Origin of the sequence: Herbaspirillum sp. UBA812, assembly GCF_002296545.1 — a bacterium.
In the GTDB taxonomy this organism is placed as follows: domain Bacteria; phylum Pseudomonadota; class Gammaproteobacteria; order Burkholderiales; family Burkholderiaceae_D; genus Herbaspirillum; species Herbaspirillum huttiense.
The window spans coordinates 17,554-32,534 of sequence record NZ_DBIC01000082.1; the positions used below are offsets into that span (position 1 = coordinate 17,554).

The following is a 14,981-nucleotide window of genomic DNA, read 5'->3' on the forward strand; positions in this document are numbered from 1 at the left end:
AGCTGGCGGCCTTGCGGGGTGTCGAGCTCGTCTTGCAGCAGCCACAGGTTGATGTGATTCAGGGCAAAGGGCAGCCCCATGCGCAGCCAGCGCACGCCCGGTGCCACCTCCATGGTGTGGCCGGTGTCGGGCAGGGTGTCGCCGAAGGCGTAGTCGAGCTGGGATTCAAGAGCGTTCATCAGTAAGCCTGGCGATCATCGTGAGGGGAGTCAAAGGCGTCGCACCAGCCCTGCATTTTTTGCTGGACGACAGGGCACAATATACTTTACGTTAACGTAAAGTGCCAGACCAACCCAAACCATCCCGTCCATGCCTACCTACACCATCACCGAACTGGCGGAAGAATTCGCGATCACGCCGCGCGCGATCCGGTTCTACGAAGACCACGGCATCCTCAACCCCAAGCGCGAAGGCGTGGGCGGCCGGCATCGCGTCTATCCGGCGCGTGAACGCACACGCCTGAAGCTCACGCTGCGCGGCAAGCGCCTGGGCTTCACGCTGGCCGAAATCAAGGACCTGATCGACATGTACGAATCGCCCAAGGATACGCAGCCGCAGCTGCAGCGCTTCCTGGGCCTGCTGCAACAGCATCGCGAAAAACTGGAACAGCAGCGCGAAGACCTCGAACTGACCCTCTCCGAAATCGCCGCCCACGAAGAGGAATGCCGGCAATTGCTGGCCGATGCCAAACCGAAGAGCAAACGCAAGGCGGTAGCGGCCTGACGCAAACGGCATTTCGCAACGCACAGACCGTCTTCATTGACGTTAACGTCAAGCAACAGCAATCGTTCCACATCACAACAAGAATTCCCCAAACACCCAACGAGGAGACACCCATGATCCACCTGCCCGGCCTCAATTTCGACCATGGCGAAGACATCGCCGCCCTGCGTGAAGCGGTTGCCGCCTTCGCCCAAACGGAGATCGCCCCGCGCGCAGCCGAGATCGACCGCAGCGACCAGTTCCCCATGGACCTGTGGAAGAAGCTGGGCGACCTGGGCGTGCTGGGCATCACCGTCGGCGAGGAATACGGCGGTGCCGGACTGGGCTACCTGGCGCACATCATCGCGATGGAAGAAATCTCGCGCGCCTCGGCGTCGGTGGGCCTCTCCTACGGTGCGCACTCCAACCTCTGCGTGAACCAGATCAAGCGCAACGGCAATGAAGAGCAGAAGCGCAAGTACCTGCCCAAGCTGATCTCGGGCGACTTCATCGGCGCGCTGGCCATGTCCGAACCCAATGCCGGCTCGGATGTGGTGAGCATGAAACTGCGCGCCGACAAGAAGGGCGACCGCTACGTGCTCAACGGCAGCAAGATGTGGATCACCAACGGCCCCGATGCCGACGTGCTGGTGGTCTATGCCAAGACCGATCTCGACGCCGGTGCGCGCGGCATGACCGCCTTCCTGGTACAGAAAGGATATAAAGGATTTTCCGTCGCGCAGAAACTGGACAAGCTCGGCATGCGCGGTTCCCACACCGGTGAACTGGTGTTCCAGGATTGCGAAGTCCCCGAAGAAAACGTGCTGGGCGGCGTCGGCCGTGGCGTCAACGTGCTGATGTCGGGCCTGGACTTCGAGCGCAGCGTGCTCTCCGGTGGTCCGCTGGGCATCATGCAGGCCTGCATGGATGTGGTGGTGCCGTATGTGCATGACCGCAAGCAGTTCGGCCAGGCCATCGGCGAATTCCAGCTCATGCAAGGCAAGCTGGCCGACATGTATTCCACCATGATGGCCTGCAAGGCCTACGTCTATGCGGTCGGCCAGGCCTGTGACCGTGCTGACAGCGCGGACAAGGTACGCGCCCTGCGCAAGGACGCCGCCGGCGCCATCCTCTACTCGGCCGAGAAGGCCACCTGGATGGCGGGTGAAGCAATCCAGTCGCTGGGCGGCAATGGCTACATCAACGAATATCCCGTGGGCCGCCTGTGGCGCGATGCCAAGCTCTACGAAATCGGTGCCGGCACCAGCGAGATCCGCCGCATGCTGATCGGCCGCGAACTGTTTGCCGATACGCTGTAAGCGCCCTCCCCTCTTTTCAAACTTAAAACACAACGGACATCATGAGCACACCCATCGATTTCTACTTCGACTTCAGCTCGCCCTACGGCTACTTCGCTGCGGTCGAGATCGACAAGCTGGCCGCGAAATACAGCCGCAGCGTCAACTGGCATCCCATCCTGCTGGGGCCCATCTTCAAGGCACTGGGCACCAATTCGCTGGCCAACATTCCGGTCAAGGGCGACTACTCGCGTCACGACATGGAGCGCACCGCGCGCTTCCACAATATCTTCTACAAGGCCCCGAGCCAGTTCCCCATCGGCACGCAAGTGGCTGCGCGTGCCACGCTGTGGGTGCAGCAGACCCAGCCGGCCAAGGCGGTGGACCTGATCAAGACCTTGTACAGCGCCTATTTCACCGAAGACATCGACATCAGCGTGCCCGAAAACGTGCTGCGCATCGCCGCCGACAACGGCATCGACCGCGAAGCACTGGAAACGGCGCTGGGTACGCCCGAACTGAAGGAGCAGCTGCGCGCAGCCACCGAAGCCGCCGGCAAGGCTGGCGTCTTCGGCTCGCCCTTCATGATCGTCGATGGCGAACAATTCTGGGGCTTCGACCGCTTCACCCAGCTGGAAGCCTTCCTCAAGAACGGAAAGATCTGATGAGCACCAAGAAAGACAAGTCCGGCCCCTGCCCCTGCGGCCAGCCCAGCTTCGAGAAATGCTGTGGCCGCTTCATCACCGGTGGCCAGGTGCCGGCCACGGCCGAGCTGCTGATGCGCTCGCGCTATACCGCCTTCGCCCTGCGCGACGAAGCCTACCTGCGCGCGACCTGGTTCCCGGACACCCTGCCGGAAGAAGAACTGACCAGCGAAACCGACGTCAAGTGGATCGGCCTGGACATCAAGAAACACCAGCACGCCAGCGGCAGCGATGAAGCGACCGTCGAGTTCGTGGCGCGCTTCAAGGTGGGTGGCAAAGCGCACCGCCTGCACGAGATCAGCAACTTCGTGCGCCAGCCTGACGACAGTGGCCAGGCCCGCTGGTATTACGTGGACGGGCGCTTCCCGGAGGACTGACGTTTTCTGCACCATGCCCCGCTGCGCCAGCACCGGTGCGGCCGACAGCACAACAAGAAACTGAACAGAGAGACCAAACCATGCCGCAGATTGAAAGCAAGCTCAACCCGCGCAGCGAGGAATTCCAGCACAACCGCGATGCCATGCAGCGCATCGTCGACGACCTGCGCCAGAAGGTGGCGGCCATCGCCGAAGGCGGCGGCCAGGCCGCGCGCGAGAAGCACGTGGCACGCGGCAAGCTGCTGCCGCGCGACCGGGTGCAGATGCTGCTGGACCCCGGCACGCCCTTCCTGGAATTCTCGCAACTGGCCGCCTACGGCATGTACCGCGAGAAAGACCGCGAAGGCAACCTGAAAGATGCGGCGCCCTCGGCCGGCATCATCACCGGCATCGGCCGCGTGGCCGGGCAGGAGTGCGTGATCGTCTGCAACGATGCCACCGTCAAGGGCGGCACCTACTATCCGATGACGGCCAAGAAGCACCTGCGCGCCCAGGAGATCGCCGAATTCAATCACCTGCCCTGCATCTATCTGGTCGACAGCGGCGGGGCCAATCTGCCCAACCAGGATGAGGTCTTCCCCGACCGCGATCACTTCGGCCGCATCTTCTACAACCAGGCCAACCTGTCGGCCAAGGGGATTCCGCAGATCGCGGTGGTGATGGGCTCCTGCACCGCAGGCGGCGCGTATGTGCCGGCCATGAGCGATGAGTCCATCATCGTCAAGGAACAGGCCACCATCTTCCTGGCCGGGCCACCGCTGGTCAAAGCGGCCACCGGTGAAGTGGTGACGGCTGAAGAACTGGGCGGCGGCGACGTCCACACGCGCCTCTCGGGCGTGGCCGATCACCTGGCCCAGGACGACACCCATGCGCTGGCCATCGCGCGCAACATCGTCAGCCACCTCAACCGCCGCAAGCCGCAGCAGCTGGCGCTACGCGAGAGTGTCGAACCCAGGTATCCGGCGCAGGAACTGTATGGCGTGATCCCGACCGATACGCGCAAGCCCTTCGATGTGCGCGAGGTCATCGCCCGAATCGTCGACGGCAGCGAGTTCGATGAATTCAAAGCGCGCTACGGCACCACGCTGGTGTGCGGTTTCGCGCACCTGCACGGCATGCCGGTGGGCATCATCGCCAACAACGGCATCCTGTTTTCGGAGGCGGCCGAGAAGGGCACGCACTTCATCGAACTGTGCTGCCAGCGCAAGATCCCGCTGATCTTCCTGCAGAACATCACTGGCTTCATGGTCGGCAAGAAGGCCGAGAACGAGGGCATTGCGCGCCATGGTGCAAAAATGGTCACGGCCGTCTCCACCGCCAAAGTGCCCAAACTCACCGTCATCATCGGCGGCAGTTTCGGTGCGGGCAACTATGGCATGTGCGGCCGCGCCTTCTCGCCGCGCTTCCTGTGGATGTGGCCCAATGCGCGCATCTCGGTGATGGGCGGCGAGCAGGCCGCCAGCGTGCTGGCCACCGTCAAGCGCGATGGCATCGAAACGCGCGGCGGCAGTTGGAGCGCCGAAGAGGAAGCCGCCTTCAAGGAGCCCATCCGCGCCCAATATGAAACCCAGGGCCATCCGTATTACGCCTCGGCACGCCTGTGGGACGACGGCGTGATCGATCCTGCCGATACCCGCCAGGTATTGGCGCTGGGATTGTCGGCCGCCCTGAACGCACCCATCGAAGAGACCCGATTCGGCGTCTTCCGCATCTGAAGCGCGCCACCGAGGAGACACCATGTTCACCAAGATCCTGATCGCCAATCGCGGCGAAATCGCCTGCCGCGTGGCCGCCACGGCCCGCCGCCTGGGTATCGCCACCGTGGCCGTCTATTCCGACGCCGATGCGCAGGCCAAGCACGTGGCCGCCTGCGACGAGAGCGTCCACCTGGGCCCGGCCCCGGCCAAGGAAAGCTATCTCTGCGCCGACAAGATCATCGCCGCCGCACTCGCCACGGGTGCGCAGGCGATTCACCCGGGCTACGGTTTCCTGTCGGAGAACGCCGGATTCGCCCAGGCCTGCGCCGATGCCGGCCTGGTCTTCATCGGCCCGCCGGCCTCGGCCATCGATGCCATGGGCTCCAAATCCGCTGCCAAGGCCTTGATGGAAAAGGCCGCCGTACCGCTGGTGCCGGGCTATCACGGCGAGCGCCAGGAGAGCGATTTTTTACGCGCGGAAGCCGACCGCATCGGCTACCCGGTGCTGCTCAAGGCCAGCGCCGGTGGCGGTGGCAAGGGCATGCGCGTGGTCGAACGCAGTGAAGATTTCGAGGCGGCACTGGCCTCCTGCAAGCGCGAGGCGATCTCCAGCTTTGGCGATGACCGCGTGCTGGTGGAGAAATACCTGACCCGTCCGCGCCATATCGAAATCCAGGTCTTTGCCGATGGCCATGGCAATTGCGTCTATCTCTTCGAGCGCGACTGCTCGGTGCAACGCCGCCACCAGAAGGTGCTGGAAGAAGCCCCGGCCCCCGGCATGAGTTGCGGCCGCCGCGCCGCCATGGGTGAGGCGGCCGTTGCGGCTGCCCGTGCGGTTGGCTACGTCGGTGCCGGCACGGTGGAATTCATCGCCAACCAGGATGGCAGTTTCTACTTCATGGAGATGAACACGCGCCTGCAGGTCGAGCACCCCGTCACGGAAATGATTACCGGACTGGACCTGGTGGAGTGGCAATTGCGCGTCGCCTCGGGCGAACCGCTGCCGCTGAAGCAGGAGCAGTTACGCATTCAGGGCCATGCCATCGAGGCGCGCATCTATGCGGAGAATCCCGAGAAAGGCTTCCTCCCCGCCATCGGCACGCTCACCCGCATGCGCAGCGCCCCTGCAGTGGAATTCACGCTGGCCGCACCCGGCGCCACGCAACCGGCGCCCGTGCGCATCGATGCCGGTGTGCGCGAGGGCGATGCCATCTCGCCCTTCTATGATCCGATGATCGCCAAGCTCATCGTCTGGGGTGCGGACCGTGATGCGGCCCTGCGCAACATGGCGCGTGCGCTGGCGCAATACCAGGTGGTCGGACTGGCGACCAACATCGGCTTCCTGCAGCGGCTGATTGCAGGCCAGGCATTTGCGACGGCCGATCTCGATACCGGCCTGATCGAACGTCACCGCGACGCGCTCTTCCCTGCCCCGGCTGCGCCCACGGCCGACACGCTGGCGCTGGCCACCGCTGCCCTGCTGCAACAGGAGCAGCGCCATCAGGACAGCCGCGATCCCTGGGCACAAACCAGCGGCTGGCGTCTCAATACCCGCCTGCAGCGCAGCCTGAATTTCGAGGATGACTCAGGCAACAGCGAAGTCCGGATCGACTACGCCGGCGACGGCCGGCAATGGCAATTGCAGATCGGCGGCAACACGCACACGCTGGCCCTGCATGCGGCCAACACCGACAGCGTGCGCATCTCCCTGGACGGCCGTACCCTGCAAGCGGATGTGGCCTGGGAAGGTGAAGAGCTGCACCTCTTCGATGGCCGCAGCCAGCACAGCCTGCGCCTGCTCGACCCGATGGCCCATGCAGGCCACACCGAGGCCGAGGGCGGACGCCTGACCGCACCCATGCCCGGCAAGATCGTCGCGCTGCTGGTGGACCAGGGGGCGAGCGTGACGCAAGGCACGCCGCTGCTGATCATGGAAGCCATGAAGATGGAACACACCATCGCCGCACCCTCGGCCGGCATCGTGGAAGCGCTGCGCTACACGGTTGGCGACCAGGTGGCCGAAGGTGCGCAGCTGCTGGACTTCAAGGCCGCGTGAGCAGCGCACCGTGAACACGTCCGTACTGCACCTGCCCCCCTCGCTGCACGTGCTGGAGCGGGGCTGGCTGTCATCCAACAACGTGCTGCTGTTCGGCCGCGATGAAGTCGCCATGATCGACAGCGGCTACGTTGCCCATGCCGAACAGACGCAGACCCTGGTGCGCCACGTCCTGCACCAGCGCGGGCCTGAGCGGCTCGATGTGCTGCTCAATACCCATCTGCATTCGGACCACTGCGGCGGCAATGCCGCCCTGCACGCCGCCTATGGCTGCCGCATTGCCATCCCGGCTGCCGAGGATGCCAAGGTCCGCCGCTGGGACGAAGACGCCCTGAGCTACCGCGCCACCGGCCAGCGCTGTCCACGCTTTACGCACGATCAGGTGATCCGCAGCGGCGACGTGCTGCGCCTGGGTGATCTCGACTGGACCGCCCTGGCCGCGCCCGGCCATGACCCGCATGCGCTGCTGCTGTATTGCGCGCAGGAGGGTGTGCTGATCTCGGCGGATGCCTTGTGGCGCAATGGCTTCGGGATCATCTTCCCGGAGCTGGATGGCGAATCCGGTTTCGAGGAGGCGCGCGCCACGCTGGAGCTGATCCGCAGCCTCGATGTGCGCATCGTGATTCCCGGCCATGGCGCGCCTTTCACGGAGGTGGACGATGCGCTGGAAAAGGCCTTCTCGCGGCTGGATTATCTGCAGGCCGATCCGCTGCGCAATGCGCACAATGGCATCAAGGTCCTGGTGAAATTCCTGCTGCTCGAACGTGGCCGCATTGCACTGGCGGACTTGCCGGCGATGATGCGGGAGATCCCCTTGTTGCGCATCACCAATGCGCGCTTCCTGCAGATGAACGATGCGGCCCTGGCCGACTGGTGCGTAGCGCAACTGCAGAAGGCGGGCGCCGCCGCCAGCGATGGCGTGTTCCTGCTGGATCGCTGAATGCGGGCCTGCGCGGCAGAGGGAGCGGGGGTGCTGTTATCATTTCAGGCTTGTCCTGCTGCCGGCCTTGCGCCTCCTAGTCAAACGCCATGAACGCCATGAACGAACCTGCTGCCGCCCTGCCCTCTTCCGCCCAACGTGTTGCCGACCTGCTGGCGGCGATGGGCCATGACAAACCGGTCACGATGCTGCCCTCGACCGGCCGCACCTCTGCCGAAGCGGCTGCGGCCGTGGGCTGCAGCGTGGCCGAGATTGCCAAGTCCATCATCTTCCGGCGCGTAGCTGACGGTGCGCCGGTGCTGGTCATTGCCAGCGGTGCCAACCGGGTGGACGAAGCCAAGGTCACCGCCCTGACCGGTCCGCTCGGCAAGGCCGACGCCAGGTTCGTGCGGGACACGACCGGTTATGCCATCGGCGGCGTCTGCCCCATCGGTCACGTAGTCAAGCCGGTGATGCTGATCGATCAAGACCTGTTCAACTTTGACAGTGTCTGGGCGGCGGCCGGCCATCCGCATGCCGTCTTCAACCTCACGGCCGCGCAGCTGGAGAAGATGACCGGCGGCACGGTGGCCGATGTGCGGCTCGATGCCGCGCCGGCGGCCAGCTGAACTGTTCGACAGCCATCCACGCATTACAACAACCCCAACGGAGACCCGCATGATGAGCCTGCCCAAGAAAGTGAAGATCGTTGAAGTCGGACCGCGCGACGGTTTGCAGAACGAGAAGGAAACCATTTCCGCCGAGGTCAAGATCGAGCTGGTCAACCGGCTTTCGGCGGCGGGGTTTCCGAATGTGGAGGCGGCTTCTTTCGTCTCGCCCAAGTGGGTGCCGCAGATGGCCACTTCCAGCGAGGTGATGCACGGCATCACCCGCAAGCCGGGCGTGGTGTATTCCGCGCTGGTGCCCAACATGAAGGGCTTCGAGGCGGCGCTGGAGGCGGGGGTGGATGAGGTGGTGATTTTCGGGGCGGCCTCGGAGGCCTTCTCGCAGAAGAACATCAATTGCTCCATTGCCGAATCCATCGAACGTTTTGCCGAAGTGGCCAAGGCCGCCAAGGACCACCGCAAGCGCCTGCGTGCGGCGGTGAGTTGCGCGTTCGGCTGTCCGTACCAGGGGGAAGTCCCGCTGGATGCGGTGGCCGACGTGGTGCGGCGTTTCCGCGAGCTGGGCTGTGACGAGATCGACATCGCCGACACCATCGGCGTGGCCACGCCGGGCAAGGTGCGGCCGGTGATGGAGACGGCGATCCGTGAATTCCATATCGAAGGCTTGTCGGGTCACTTCCACGATACCTATGGGCAGGCGCTGGCCAATATCTATGCCAGTCTGCAGACGGGCATCAGCATCTATCACGCGTCGGTGGCGGGGCTGGGGGGATGCCCGTATGCCAAGGGCGCGACCGGGAATGTGGCGACCGAGGATGTGCTGTACATGATGAACGGGCTCGGGATCGAGACCGGGATCGATCTGGATGCGGTGGCCGAGGCAGGACAGTTCATCTCGCAGCAGCTGGGGCGCAAGTCGGTGAGCAGGGTGGGGAATGCGTTGGCGGCTAAGCGGGTGGGGTGAGACGGGGCGCTGGTCTTGCTGCGCCTCGTTGTTCCAGCATAAGCATTCAAAAATCCGGGAAGTGCATCGCGTGGATCTCTAATTCACTTTCCAATGGGATAGCAGCGTGCCCGTTCTTGATATCGTATAAAAATTGGATGGGCGGACTGATGCGCAAGCGGCGCACGTAATGGGCCATCGTGTCTTGCCACGCCCATTTTCCGTTCGTCCTCAGAGACAGGGTACCTGCCACCTCGTCTGAATTCACGCAGGACATGACCATTCCCGGGGAAGCAATCCAGACGGGGCAGCCATCAAGATAGTCCGCTACCTTCATCGCATCGGACGACGAGAGAATGTCGTGTGGCACTTCTCGCAGCGATGGAAATTCCTCTCCGCAGTGCTCTTTCCAAAGTCCGAAACATTGGGACTTTTCCATGTGTCGCTTTCGAGTTTATGTTGGGGCGTTAGCGGCTCGTCACCAGATGTTCTGGAAATCTGTAGTCATCAGGGATATCTGGCCAAGCAAATCTTTTATCGAAAATGCTGACCTTATGCGCATCAGCCTTGATATCTCCGAATAACTCCGATATCGATCGGGCATGAGTTCCAACATCTTTGAGGGCCTGGTAAGCGGCCAGCTGGTCACTCCTGTGAGTAGCAATACGGTGGACCTCTACGCTGAGCAAGAGCTGGTCAAGATATCGCTCCAGACGCTCACCCAGTGAGGAGTTGTAGTCAATACGCCATTCGAAATGATCATTTTCATCCTTCGCTTTATCCATTTCTTCTCGCGTGACCCCTATGCCTTCAGCCATTTCGATAAGCGTCTTCATGATTGCATCGATGCGATCCTTTTCCATCACTTCAATTTCTCTTGTTGCGCTTTTCCAGAGCATCAGTCCGTCGCGGCCAGTCGCTTCATCAAGGCAATTCAGGCGCTTCATTGCATCAGCGCCAGCGGTCACAAAATGCTGAGGTATCTGGTATCCCTCCGGGAGGGATGGCCAAGAGAATCTTTTATCTCTGCATAAAACCTTATCAACATCGCTACATATATCTTTGAAGAGACTAGACAATCTAAGCGCATCAAAGCCCGCCCGCATCAGCGCGCAACAGGCAGTCACATCATCACCGAAAACCCTTGATCTGTTGAAGAATTCAACCAAAGAGACTAGCGCTCGCAAGTCCTGACAGAAAGTTGAATTCATTGATACATCCTGGTCGATGAACCAGCAATATTGTGCGTTCTCGTCTCTCTCTGACATGATCTCGTCTTTAGTCAAACCAACGGATTGAACTAGTGACAAAAAAATAGTCTGGACGATATCTAAATTTATGATGGTGTTCATTTTGGTTGCGAGCAATTCAGAACTGAACGATAGCCACAGATGCTCTTTTTCAGTTGAAAAAATACGCGGAGAAAATCCTGCCTATCAAGAATGGGGTGACAAACCAAAATGTTTAGGAAGTTCGTAGCCGTCTGGTATGCAAGGCCACGAAAATCTTTTATCAAGAACAGCGACCCTATCAACCTCGTCCTTAATGTTTAGAAAAAAGCCGGAAACGTTCTGGACATGGATTCCACAATAAAGGAGCGCTATGTACGCCGCCAACTGATCGTTCTGCTGGATCGCGATCCGATGAGCTTCAAGGAAGAGAAGAAGTTCATCAAGATCTACCTCCAGCTGCGCTCCCAGGCAGCGCCGATAGTCAATACACCATTCGAAATGATTATTCTCATCCATACTTTCATTCATTTCCTTTCTCGATACACCGATGCTTTCGGCCGATTCAATAAATGTCTTACGAATGACATCGACGCTATCTTTTTTCACCACCTCAAGTTTTCCTCCTGAGCTTTCCCAGAACATCAGTACGTCGTGATCGGCCGCACTGCCAAAATCCGCCATACACTTCAATTTTTCCTTGGCGGCCACCAGCAATGGCTGGGGAATCTTGTATCCCTCGGGCACAGATGGCCAAGAGAACCTCAGATCCCTGTACATCACTTTATCAATAGCGTCCTCAATACCACCGAACACATCCGAGAGCGTCCGGGCCAGATCGCCAGCGCAGGTGATCATGAATAAGGCCGCCAATCGATCGTGTTCGCCAAGAGCACGTCGATACATTTGAAAATAGTGAATTAGGTTCGACAGTTCAATTTTCAGCTTCTCGCTCAGCGAAAAATCGTAGTTGAGATACACGATCGATCTTTCATTGCCATCATTGTCATCATTTATTTCCATCCGCAGCAGTTGCCGATTTTTGGACAAGTCCTGAAATACTTCTTTAATCAAATCCATTCTGCGTATATCTATCATCTCAGTCTTCTCCTCTGCGTTTTGGCAGCATTTGTCTTATCCTCATTGCGTGTTCCATCCAAATTAAGAAAAGATTTAAATTTCTCCGTTTGTCGAACACTTCAAGAAGATCCTCTTCTGAGATCAGCAATGGTCACAGCAGTGGGTTTCTCAGATCAAACCGTTCTTCGCCCAATATCTCGCCGGAAAAGACTCCAATGACCGCCAGGTCTAGTCTTTCTTTGCGCGCCGAAATTTGAAGTTCACTAAGGTCCTCAATGCTATAGATATCGTTCGGACGAAAGTGAGCCGAGATGAGCGAAGAAATTTTGATATACAGACGCATAACGGCTAATGCGATCTCTCTTTCAATGGTGTCACTATCAATCGCCTGAGCAATATGAATGAGATCGGAATGAAGCTTCCAGAATTCAGCGTCATCCCAAACACCGTACTCAACCAGTCTTTCGTAAAAGCTACCCTCCCAATCTTGGCTGCCAGGGAGATTTCGGTACAAATTCGCGCTGCAGATATCCATCTATTTCCCCTTCTTATCCATCAATAAATGGATTTCTAAGATCAAAGCGACTCTCGTCCAAAATCTCGCCCGAAAATGCGCCGACCACAGCCAAGTCCAACCGCTCATAGAATTCCAAAATCTCGGAATCAGAAAGATTTTGTATCTTGAAAATATCATTGGCATTGAAGTGCGAAGAAATAAGAGATGCAATCTTTACGTACAGACGAACAACGGCCGTTGCGATATCCCACTCTACTTTTCGGTGCTTCATCAGTTTCGCTATGTCTATGAGATCCTTATGAAATTTCCAAAACTCTTGCTCATCCCATATCCCATACTCGACGAGCCTCTCGTAAAAGCTTCCTTCCCAACTGTCATTGCCAGGGAGGTTGCGAAATAAATTTTTATACCGTTGTCCCATTTTAGTCACCAATCCTATTCAACTTGCTATCGTAAGTACCTAGGCGCGTCTGCTTACTTTGGAGATTTCTAACTGAAGTTGCCATCTTCCACGCACCGCCAATGTGCCCGTCCACGTCTCTCGTAATGTAGAGCTTTCCCTTTCTAAAAACGGCTTGTCTATTTACTGCCTCACTTATTTTCACGAATCCTAATTCGTGTGCCGCCGCTGCTGCTTCTTTAGTGTCTTTGAAGTATGGCTCCGGCAGCTTCCTTTCGGTCTGGTGGGGACCTCTGCTGCTGTCATTTCCACGAGCCCTCTTGATATTGGCGACTGCCGATTGCCCAGAACCACTCAGTCCGACACCTGCAGGCCCAACATCCGCCCACATCTGCTGCAATTGCAAAGCCAGCTGATCCAGAAAACCAGCCCTCTCCCCCAACGCCGCCAGATTGGGATATTGCCGATCCATATCCAAGGTCTGTTCGACAATCAGCGCCTTGACGTACGCTTTTTGATCCCCCGTCTTCGCGAAGTACAGCGCATGAGCAAGATCACTGAGCGCAGCCTGCCCCGAGCTCATCACCGCCTCACAGGCATAGGGAGTCGCCGCCGCTCCGCTGCACCCCTTCTCCAACTGCTCCGTAAACAATTTTCTTTGCTTCGCAGCGTCTTCCTTCAGCTCGGAAAAGCACGCCCCCTGCGATGCGTCGCAAGCCCTGATCTTGTTCAGGAATTGTTTGGAGTAGCTCACCCCCAAGGCATTGTTTTCTGCCTCCAGCTGGGCGGCGAGCGTGGCCGTCGGATTCGCTTTGCTTCCGGCAGCCGTCGCAATCCCAGCCACGATGCTGGTCACCAGATTCGTGCGCGACTCCTTCTCCTGACTGCCCGGCCGGTCCGCGGACTGCAGCAGCGCGTTGATGACGGTACCCGCCGATGCGCCTAGCGCACCTGCGGCACACGCTGCCTCCTTGGCCATGGCACCAGCGCATCCCAGGATGCCCTGCAAGGCGGATCGGGCGGCCTCACTCTGCAGGTCGTCAGCGATCCTCTTGACCTGTTCTGCGCCCAGCCCTTGCAGATAATTGATGGCCGCCGCCTGGATGAACTGCGATGAAGATGCACTCAGATTGCCTGTCACCGCACCTGCAATCGCCGTCGCATACCGACGATACGTACCGCCCGAAGACCACTTTTCGGCATCGAGATACTGCTCCGTCAGGCCCCGCAATCTGACTTCGTCACGTTGCTCAAGCGGCTTGCTCCGCTCCTCCGCTATCGCATCGTCCAACTTGCGCTTGGCCTCATCCGCCTCCTTCGCCCGGTTGTTCAGGAAGCTTCCCAACTCCCGCGTAAAGGCCCCCGCAATGGCCGTCCGATTCTCTATCTCCTCCTTGTCAAAGATCGGCTTGAGCGCATTGCTCCCCTCCTTGCTGCTGCTTACCTCCCGATTCACCGAGGCCACGGTCTGCTCTGCCGTCTTGCCCGTCAGCGCCTGCTGCTGCTTCTCATCTGTGATCCTGATGACGCCGCCGCTGATTCCGCTGCGGGTCGTGCTTGATGCACTTTCACTGGCACCAACGACCAGCGGTGGCAGCGCAGACAAACCGCCATCCTTGCCCGTGCTGTAGCCGCCACTGATGCCGATGCTCTGCGCTTCATAACTCGCGCGATTTTCGATGTCACTCTGGGTCAGGGTCCTCGTGGTCACGCGGTTCTTGTTCTCCGCAGCGGCCTGTTCGCTGCTGGCAATCAAGCCACCCTTCAGGTCCGTATTGCCGCGCACATTGACCTGGAAGCCACCATCACCGGCCTTGACCCCTGACTGTTCGATGACGCTGGCATAGTCGCTGTTGACCTTCGACTGGCTGTAGCTGGCGCTGCCACCCATCTTCCCCATGCCCACCGAGACACTGCCGCCCAGGCTTTGCTGGCGGCTCTGGTAAGTGCTGGTGTCCTGCTGGCTGGCGATATTCAGGTTGCCCTGGCCACTCGTGCCCACGTCAAATTCCACCTGCCGTGCCCGCAAGACCGCACCGCTGATGGTCGTATCGCTGCCCGAGGCGACACTGAGCTTGTTACCTGCATCGACGTGAGAGTTGACCTGCCTGACCTCTTCGCCATCGCCCTTGCCACGATTGCCGGAGGCGCTTGCCGTGAAGAGCAAGCCGTCAGTCCCAATGGAAAATCCGACCGATCCCGACGCACCGCTGTTGCGGCTGTGTTGCTCCGATGTCTCCTGCGCTGCCATCAGCCGGACCTCATTGGCAGCCTTCAGCGTAGCGTCCACGCCCGCCTTGATGTCACTGCCCTGGACGAGGATGTTGCCGTCACCACCCTCGCCATTGGCAGTGATAGCGAGGCTTCCGCCTGCCGATACGCTTGAGCCGCGCACCGTCTGGTTAATCTGCTCCGATCTGCCTTGGCTGCTGC

At 59.7% G+C, this 14,981-nt stretch carries 15 protein-coding genes; 9 read left to right on the forward strand and 6 right to left on the reverse strand.

Annotated features, from left to right (window positions below):
• Positions 1-309: 309 nt before the first annotated feature.
• The 9 genes from B3873_RS05375 to B3873_RS05415 all read left to right on the forward strand — a co-directional run bounded on the left by B3873_RS05375 (position 310) and on the right by B3873_RS05415 (position 9,343).
• Positions 310-723 (forward strand): MerR family transcriptional regulator, encoded by a 414-nt coding sequence (locus tag B3873_RS05375; protein WP_008333608.1) that lies wholly within the window; start codon positions 310-312, stop codon positions 721-723.
• 113 nt (positions 724-836) lie between these two features.
• A complete protein-coding gene (locus tag B3873_RS05380) occupies positions 837-2,021 on the forward strand; it encodes an isovaleryl-CoA dehydrogenase (protein WP_286864477.1) in 1,185 nt (394 codons plus the stop codon).
• 41 nt (positions 2,022-2,062) lie between these two features.
• Entirely contained in the window at positions 2,063-2,665 is a 603-nt protein-coding gene (locus B3873_RS05385; protein WP_286864479.1) for a 2-hydroxychromene-2-carboxylate isomerase, read from the forward strand.
• The gene (locus tag B3873_RS05390; RefSeq protein ID WP_034339977.1) at positions 2,665-3,081 is read left to right on the forward strand and encodes a YchJ family protein; all 417 of its coding nucleotides are present in this window, start codon (positions 2,665-2,667) and stop codon (positions 3,079-3,081) included. The genes B3873_RS05385 and B3873_RS05390 overlap by 1 nt, the downstream gene beginning before the upstream one ends.
• 80 nt (positions 3,082-3,161) lie before the next feature.
• Positions 3,162-4,796 (forward strand): carboxyl transferase domain-containing protein, encoded by a 1,635-nt coding sequence (locus B3873_RS05395; protein ID WP_276840566.1) that lies wholly within the window; start codon positions 3,162-3,164, stop codon positions 4,794-4,796.
• A 22-nt stretch (positions 4,797-4,818) separates the two neighbouring features.
• Positions 4,819-6,834: an acetyl/propionyl/methylcrotonyl-CoA carboxylase subunit alpha gene (locus B3873_RS05400; RefSeq protein WP_286864484.1), complete on the forward strand. Its 2,016-nt coding sequence runs from the start codon at positions 4,819-4,821 to the stop codon at positions 6,832-6,834.
• 10 nt (positions 6,835-6,844) lie between these two features.
• Positions 6,845-7,774, forward strand: a complete 930-nt coding sequence (locus B3873_RS05405; RefSeq protein ID WP_286864485.1) for an MBL fold metallo-hydrolase — start codon at positions 6,845-6,847, stop codon at positions 7,772-7,774.
• Positions 7,775-7,872: 98 nt separating this feature from the next.
• Positions 7,873-8,382 (forward strand): YbaK/EbsC family protein, encoded by a 510-nt coding sequence (locus B3873_RS05410; RefSeq protein WP_286864486.1) that lies wholly within the window; start codon positions 7,873-7,875, stop codon positions 8,380-8,382.
• 52 nt (positions 8,383-8,434) lie between these two features.
• Positions 8,435-9,343: a hydroxymethylglutaryl-CoA lyase gene (locus tag B3873_RS05415; protein ID WP_088755573.1), complete on the forward strand. Its 909-nt coding sequence runs from the start codon at positions 8,435-8,437 to the stop codon at positions 9,341-9,343.
• A 46-nt stretch (positions 9,344-9,389) separates the two neighbouring features.
• Here the strand turns inward: B3873_RS05415 and B3873_RS05420 are convergent, their stop codons facing one another.
• The 6 genes from B3873_RS05420 to B3873_RS05445 form a co-directional block, all read right to left on the reverse strand.
• Positions 9,390-9,761, reverse strand: coding sequence for a hypothetical protein (locus B3873_RS05420; protein WP_286864487.1), 372 nt, complete (start codon positions 9,759-9,761; stop codon positions 9,390-9,392).
• A 28-nt stretch (positions 9,762-9,789) separates the two neighbouring features.
• Positions 9,790-10,674 carry a hypothetical protein gene (locus B3873_RS05425; RefSeq protein ID WP_286864488.1) on the reverse strand — a complete coding sequence of 295 codons (885 nt, stop codon included), beginning with the start codon at positions 10,672-10,674 and terminating at the stop codon, positions 9,790-9,792.
• A gap of 84 nt (positions 10,675-10,758) precedes the next feature.
• Complete coding sequence (locus B3873_RS05430; RefSeq protein ID WP_286864489.1) at positions 10,759-11,649, reverse strand: hypothetical protein; 891 nt, start codon at positions 11,647-11,649, stop codon at positions 10,759-10,761.
• A gap of 133 nt (positions 11,650-11,782) precedes the next feature.
• Positions 11,783-12,166 carry an Imm41 family immunity protein gene (locus tag B3873_RS05435; protein WP_286864491.1) on the reverse strand — a complete coding sequence of 128 codons (384 nt, stop codon included), beginning with the start codon at positions 12,164-12,166 and terminating at the stop codon, positions 11,783-11,785.
• A 13-nt stretch (positions 12,167-12,179) separates the two neighbouring features.
• Positions 12,180-12,569 carry an Imm41 family immunity protein gene (locus tag B3873_RS05440; RefSeq protein WP_286864492.1) on the reverse strand — a complete coding sequence of 130 codons (390 nt, stop codon included), beginning with the start codon at positions 12,567-12,569 and terminating at the stop codon, positions 12,180-12,182.
• A gap of 1 nt (position 12,570) precedes the next feature.
• Positions 12,571-14,981 (reverse strand): hemagglutinin repeat-containing protein (locus B3873_RS05445; protein ID WP_286864493.1); only part of this gene is annotated, 2,411 nt, incomplete at its 5' end.

Excerpts from the sequence above, each read along its gene's own strand:
- B3873_RS05375 (WP_008333608.1), top strand. The coding sequence starts at position 310 with ATGCCTACCTACACCATCACCGAACTGGCGGAAGAATTCGCGATCACG.
- B3873_RS05380 (WP_286864477.1), top strand. The coding sequence starts at position 837 with ATGATCCACCTGCCCGGCCTCAATTTCGACCATGGCGAAGACATCGCC.
- B3873_RS05385 (WP_286864479.1), top strand. The coding sequence starts at position 2,063 with ATGAGCACACCCATCGATTTCTACTTCGACTTCAGCTCGCCCTACGGC.
- B3873_RS05390 (WP_034339977.1), top strand. The coding sequence starts at position 2,665 with ATGAGCACCAAGAAAGACAAGTCCGGCCCCTGCCCCTGCGGCCAGCCC.
- B3873_RS05395 (WP_276840566.1), top strand. The coding sequence starts at position 3,162 with ATGCCGCAGATTGAAAGCAAGCTCAACCCGCGCAGCGAGGAATTCCAG.
- B3873_RS05400 (WP_286864484.1), top strand. The coding sequence starts at position 4,819 with ATGTTCACCAAGATCCTGATCGCCAATCGCGGCGAAATCGCCTGCCGC.
- B3873_RS05410 (WP_286864486.1), top strand. The coding sequence starts at position 7,873 with ATGAACGAACCTGCTGCCGCCCTGCCCTCTTCCGCCCAACGTGTTGCC.
- B3873_RS05415 (WP_088755573.1), top strand. The coding sequence starts at position 8,435 with ATGAGCCTGCCCAAGAAAGTGAAGATCGTTGAAGTCGGACCGCGCGAC.
- B3873_RS05420 (WP_286864487.1), bottom strand. The coding sequence starts at position 9,761 with ATGGAAAAGTCCCAATGTTTCGGACTTTGGAAAGAGCACTGCGGAGAG.
- B3873_RS05425 (WP_286864488.1), bottom strand. The coding sequence starts at position 10,674 with ATGAACACCATCATAAATTTAGATATCGTCCAGACTATTTTTTTGTCA.
- B3873_RS05430 (WP_286864489.1), bottom strand. The coding sequence starts at position 11,649 with ATGATAGATATACGCAGAATGGATTTGATTAAAGAAGTATTTCAGGAC.
- B3873_RS05435 (WP_286864491.1), bottom strand. The coding sequence starts at position 12,166 with ATGGATATCTGCAGCGCGAATTTGTACCGAAATCTCCCTGGCAGCCAA.
- B3873_RS05440 (WP_286864492.1), bottom strand. The coding sequence starts at position 12,569 with ATGGGACAACGGTATAAAAATTTATTTCGCAACCTCCCTGGCAATGAC.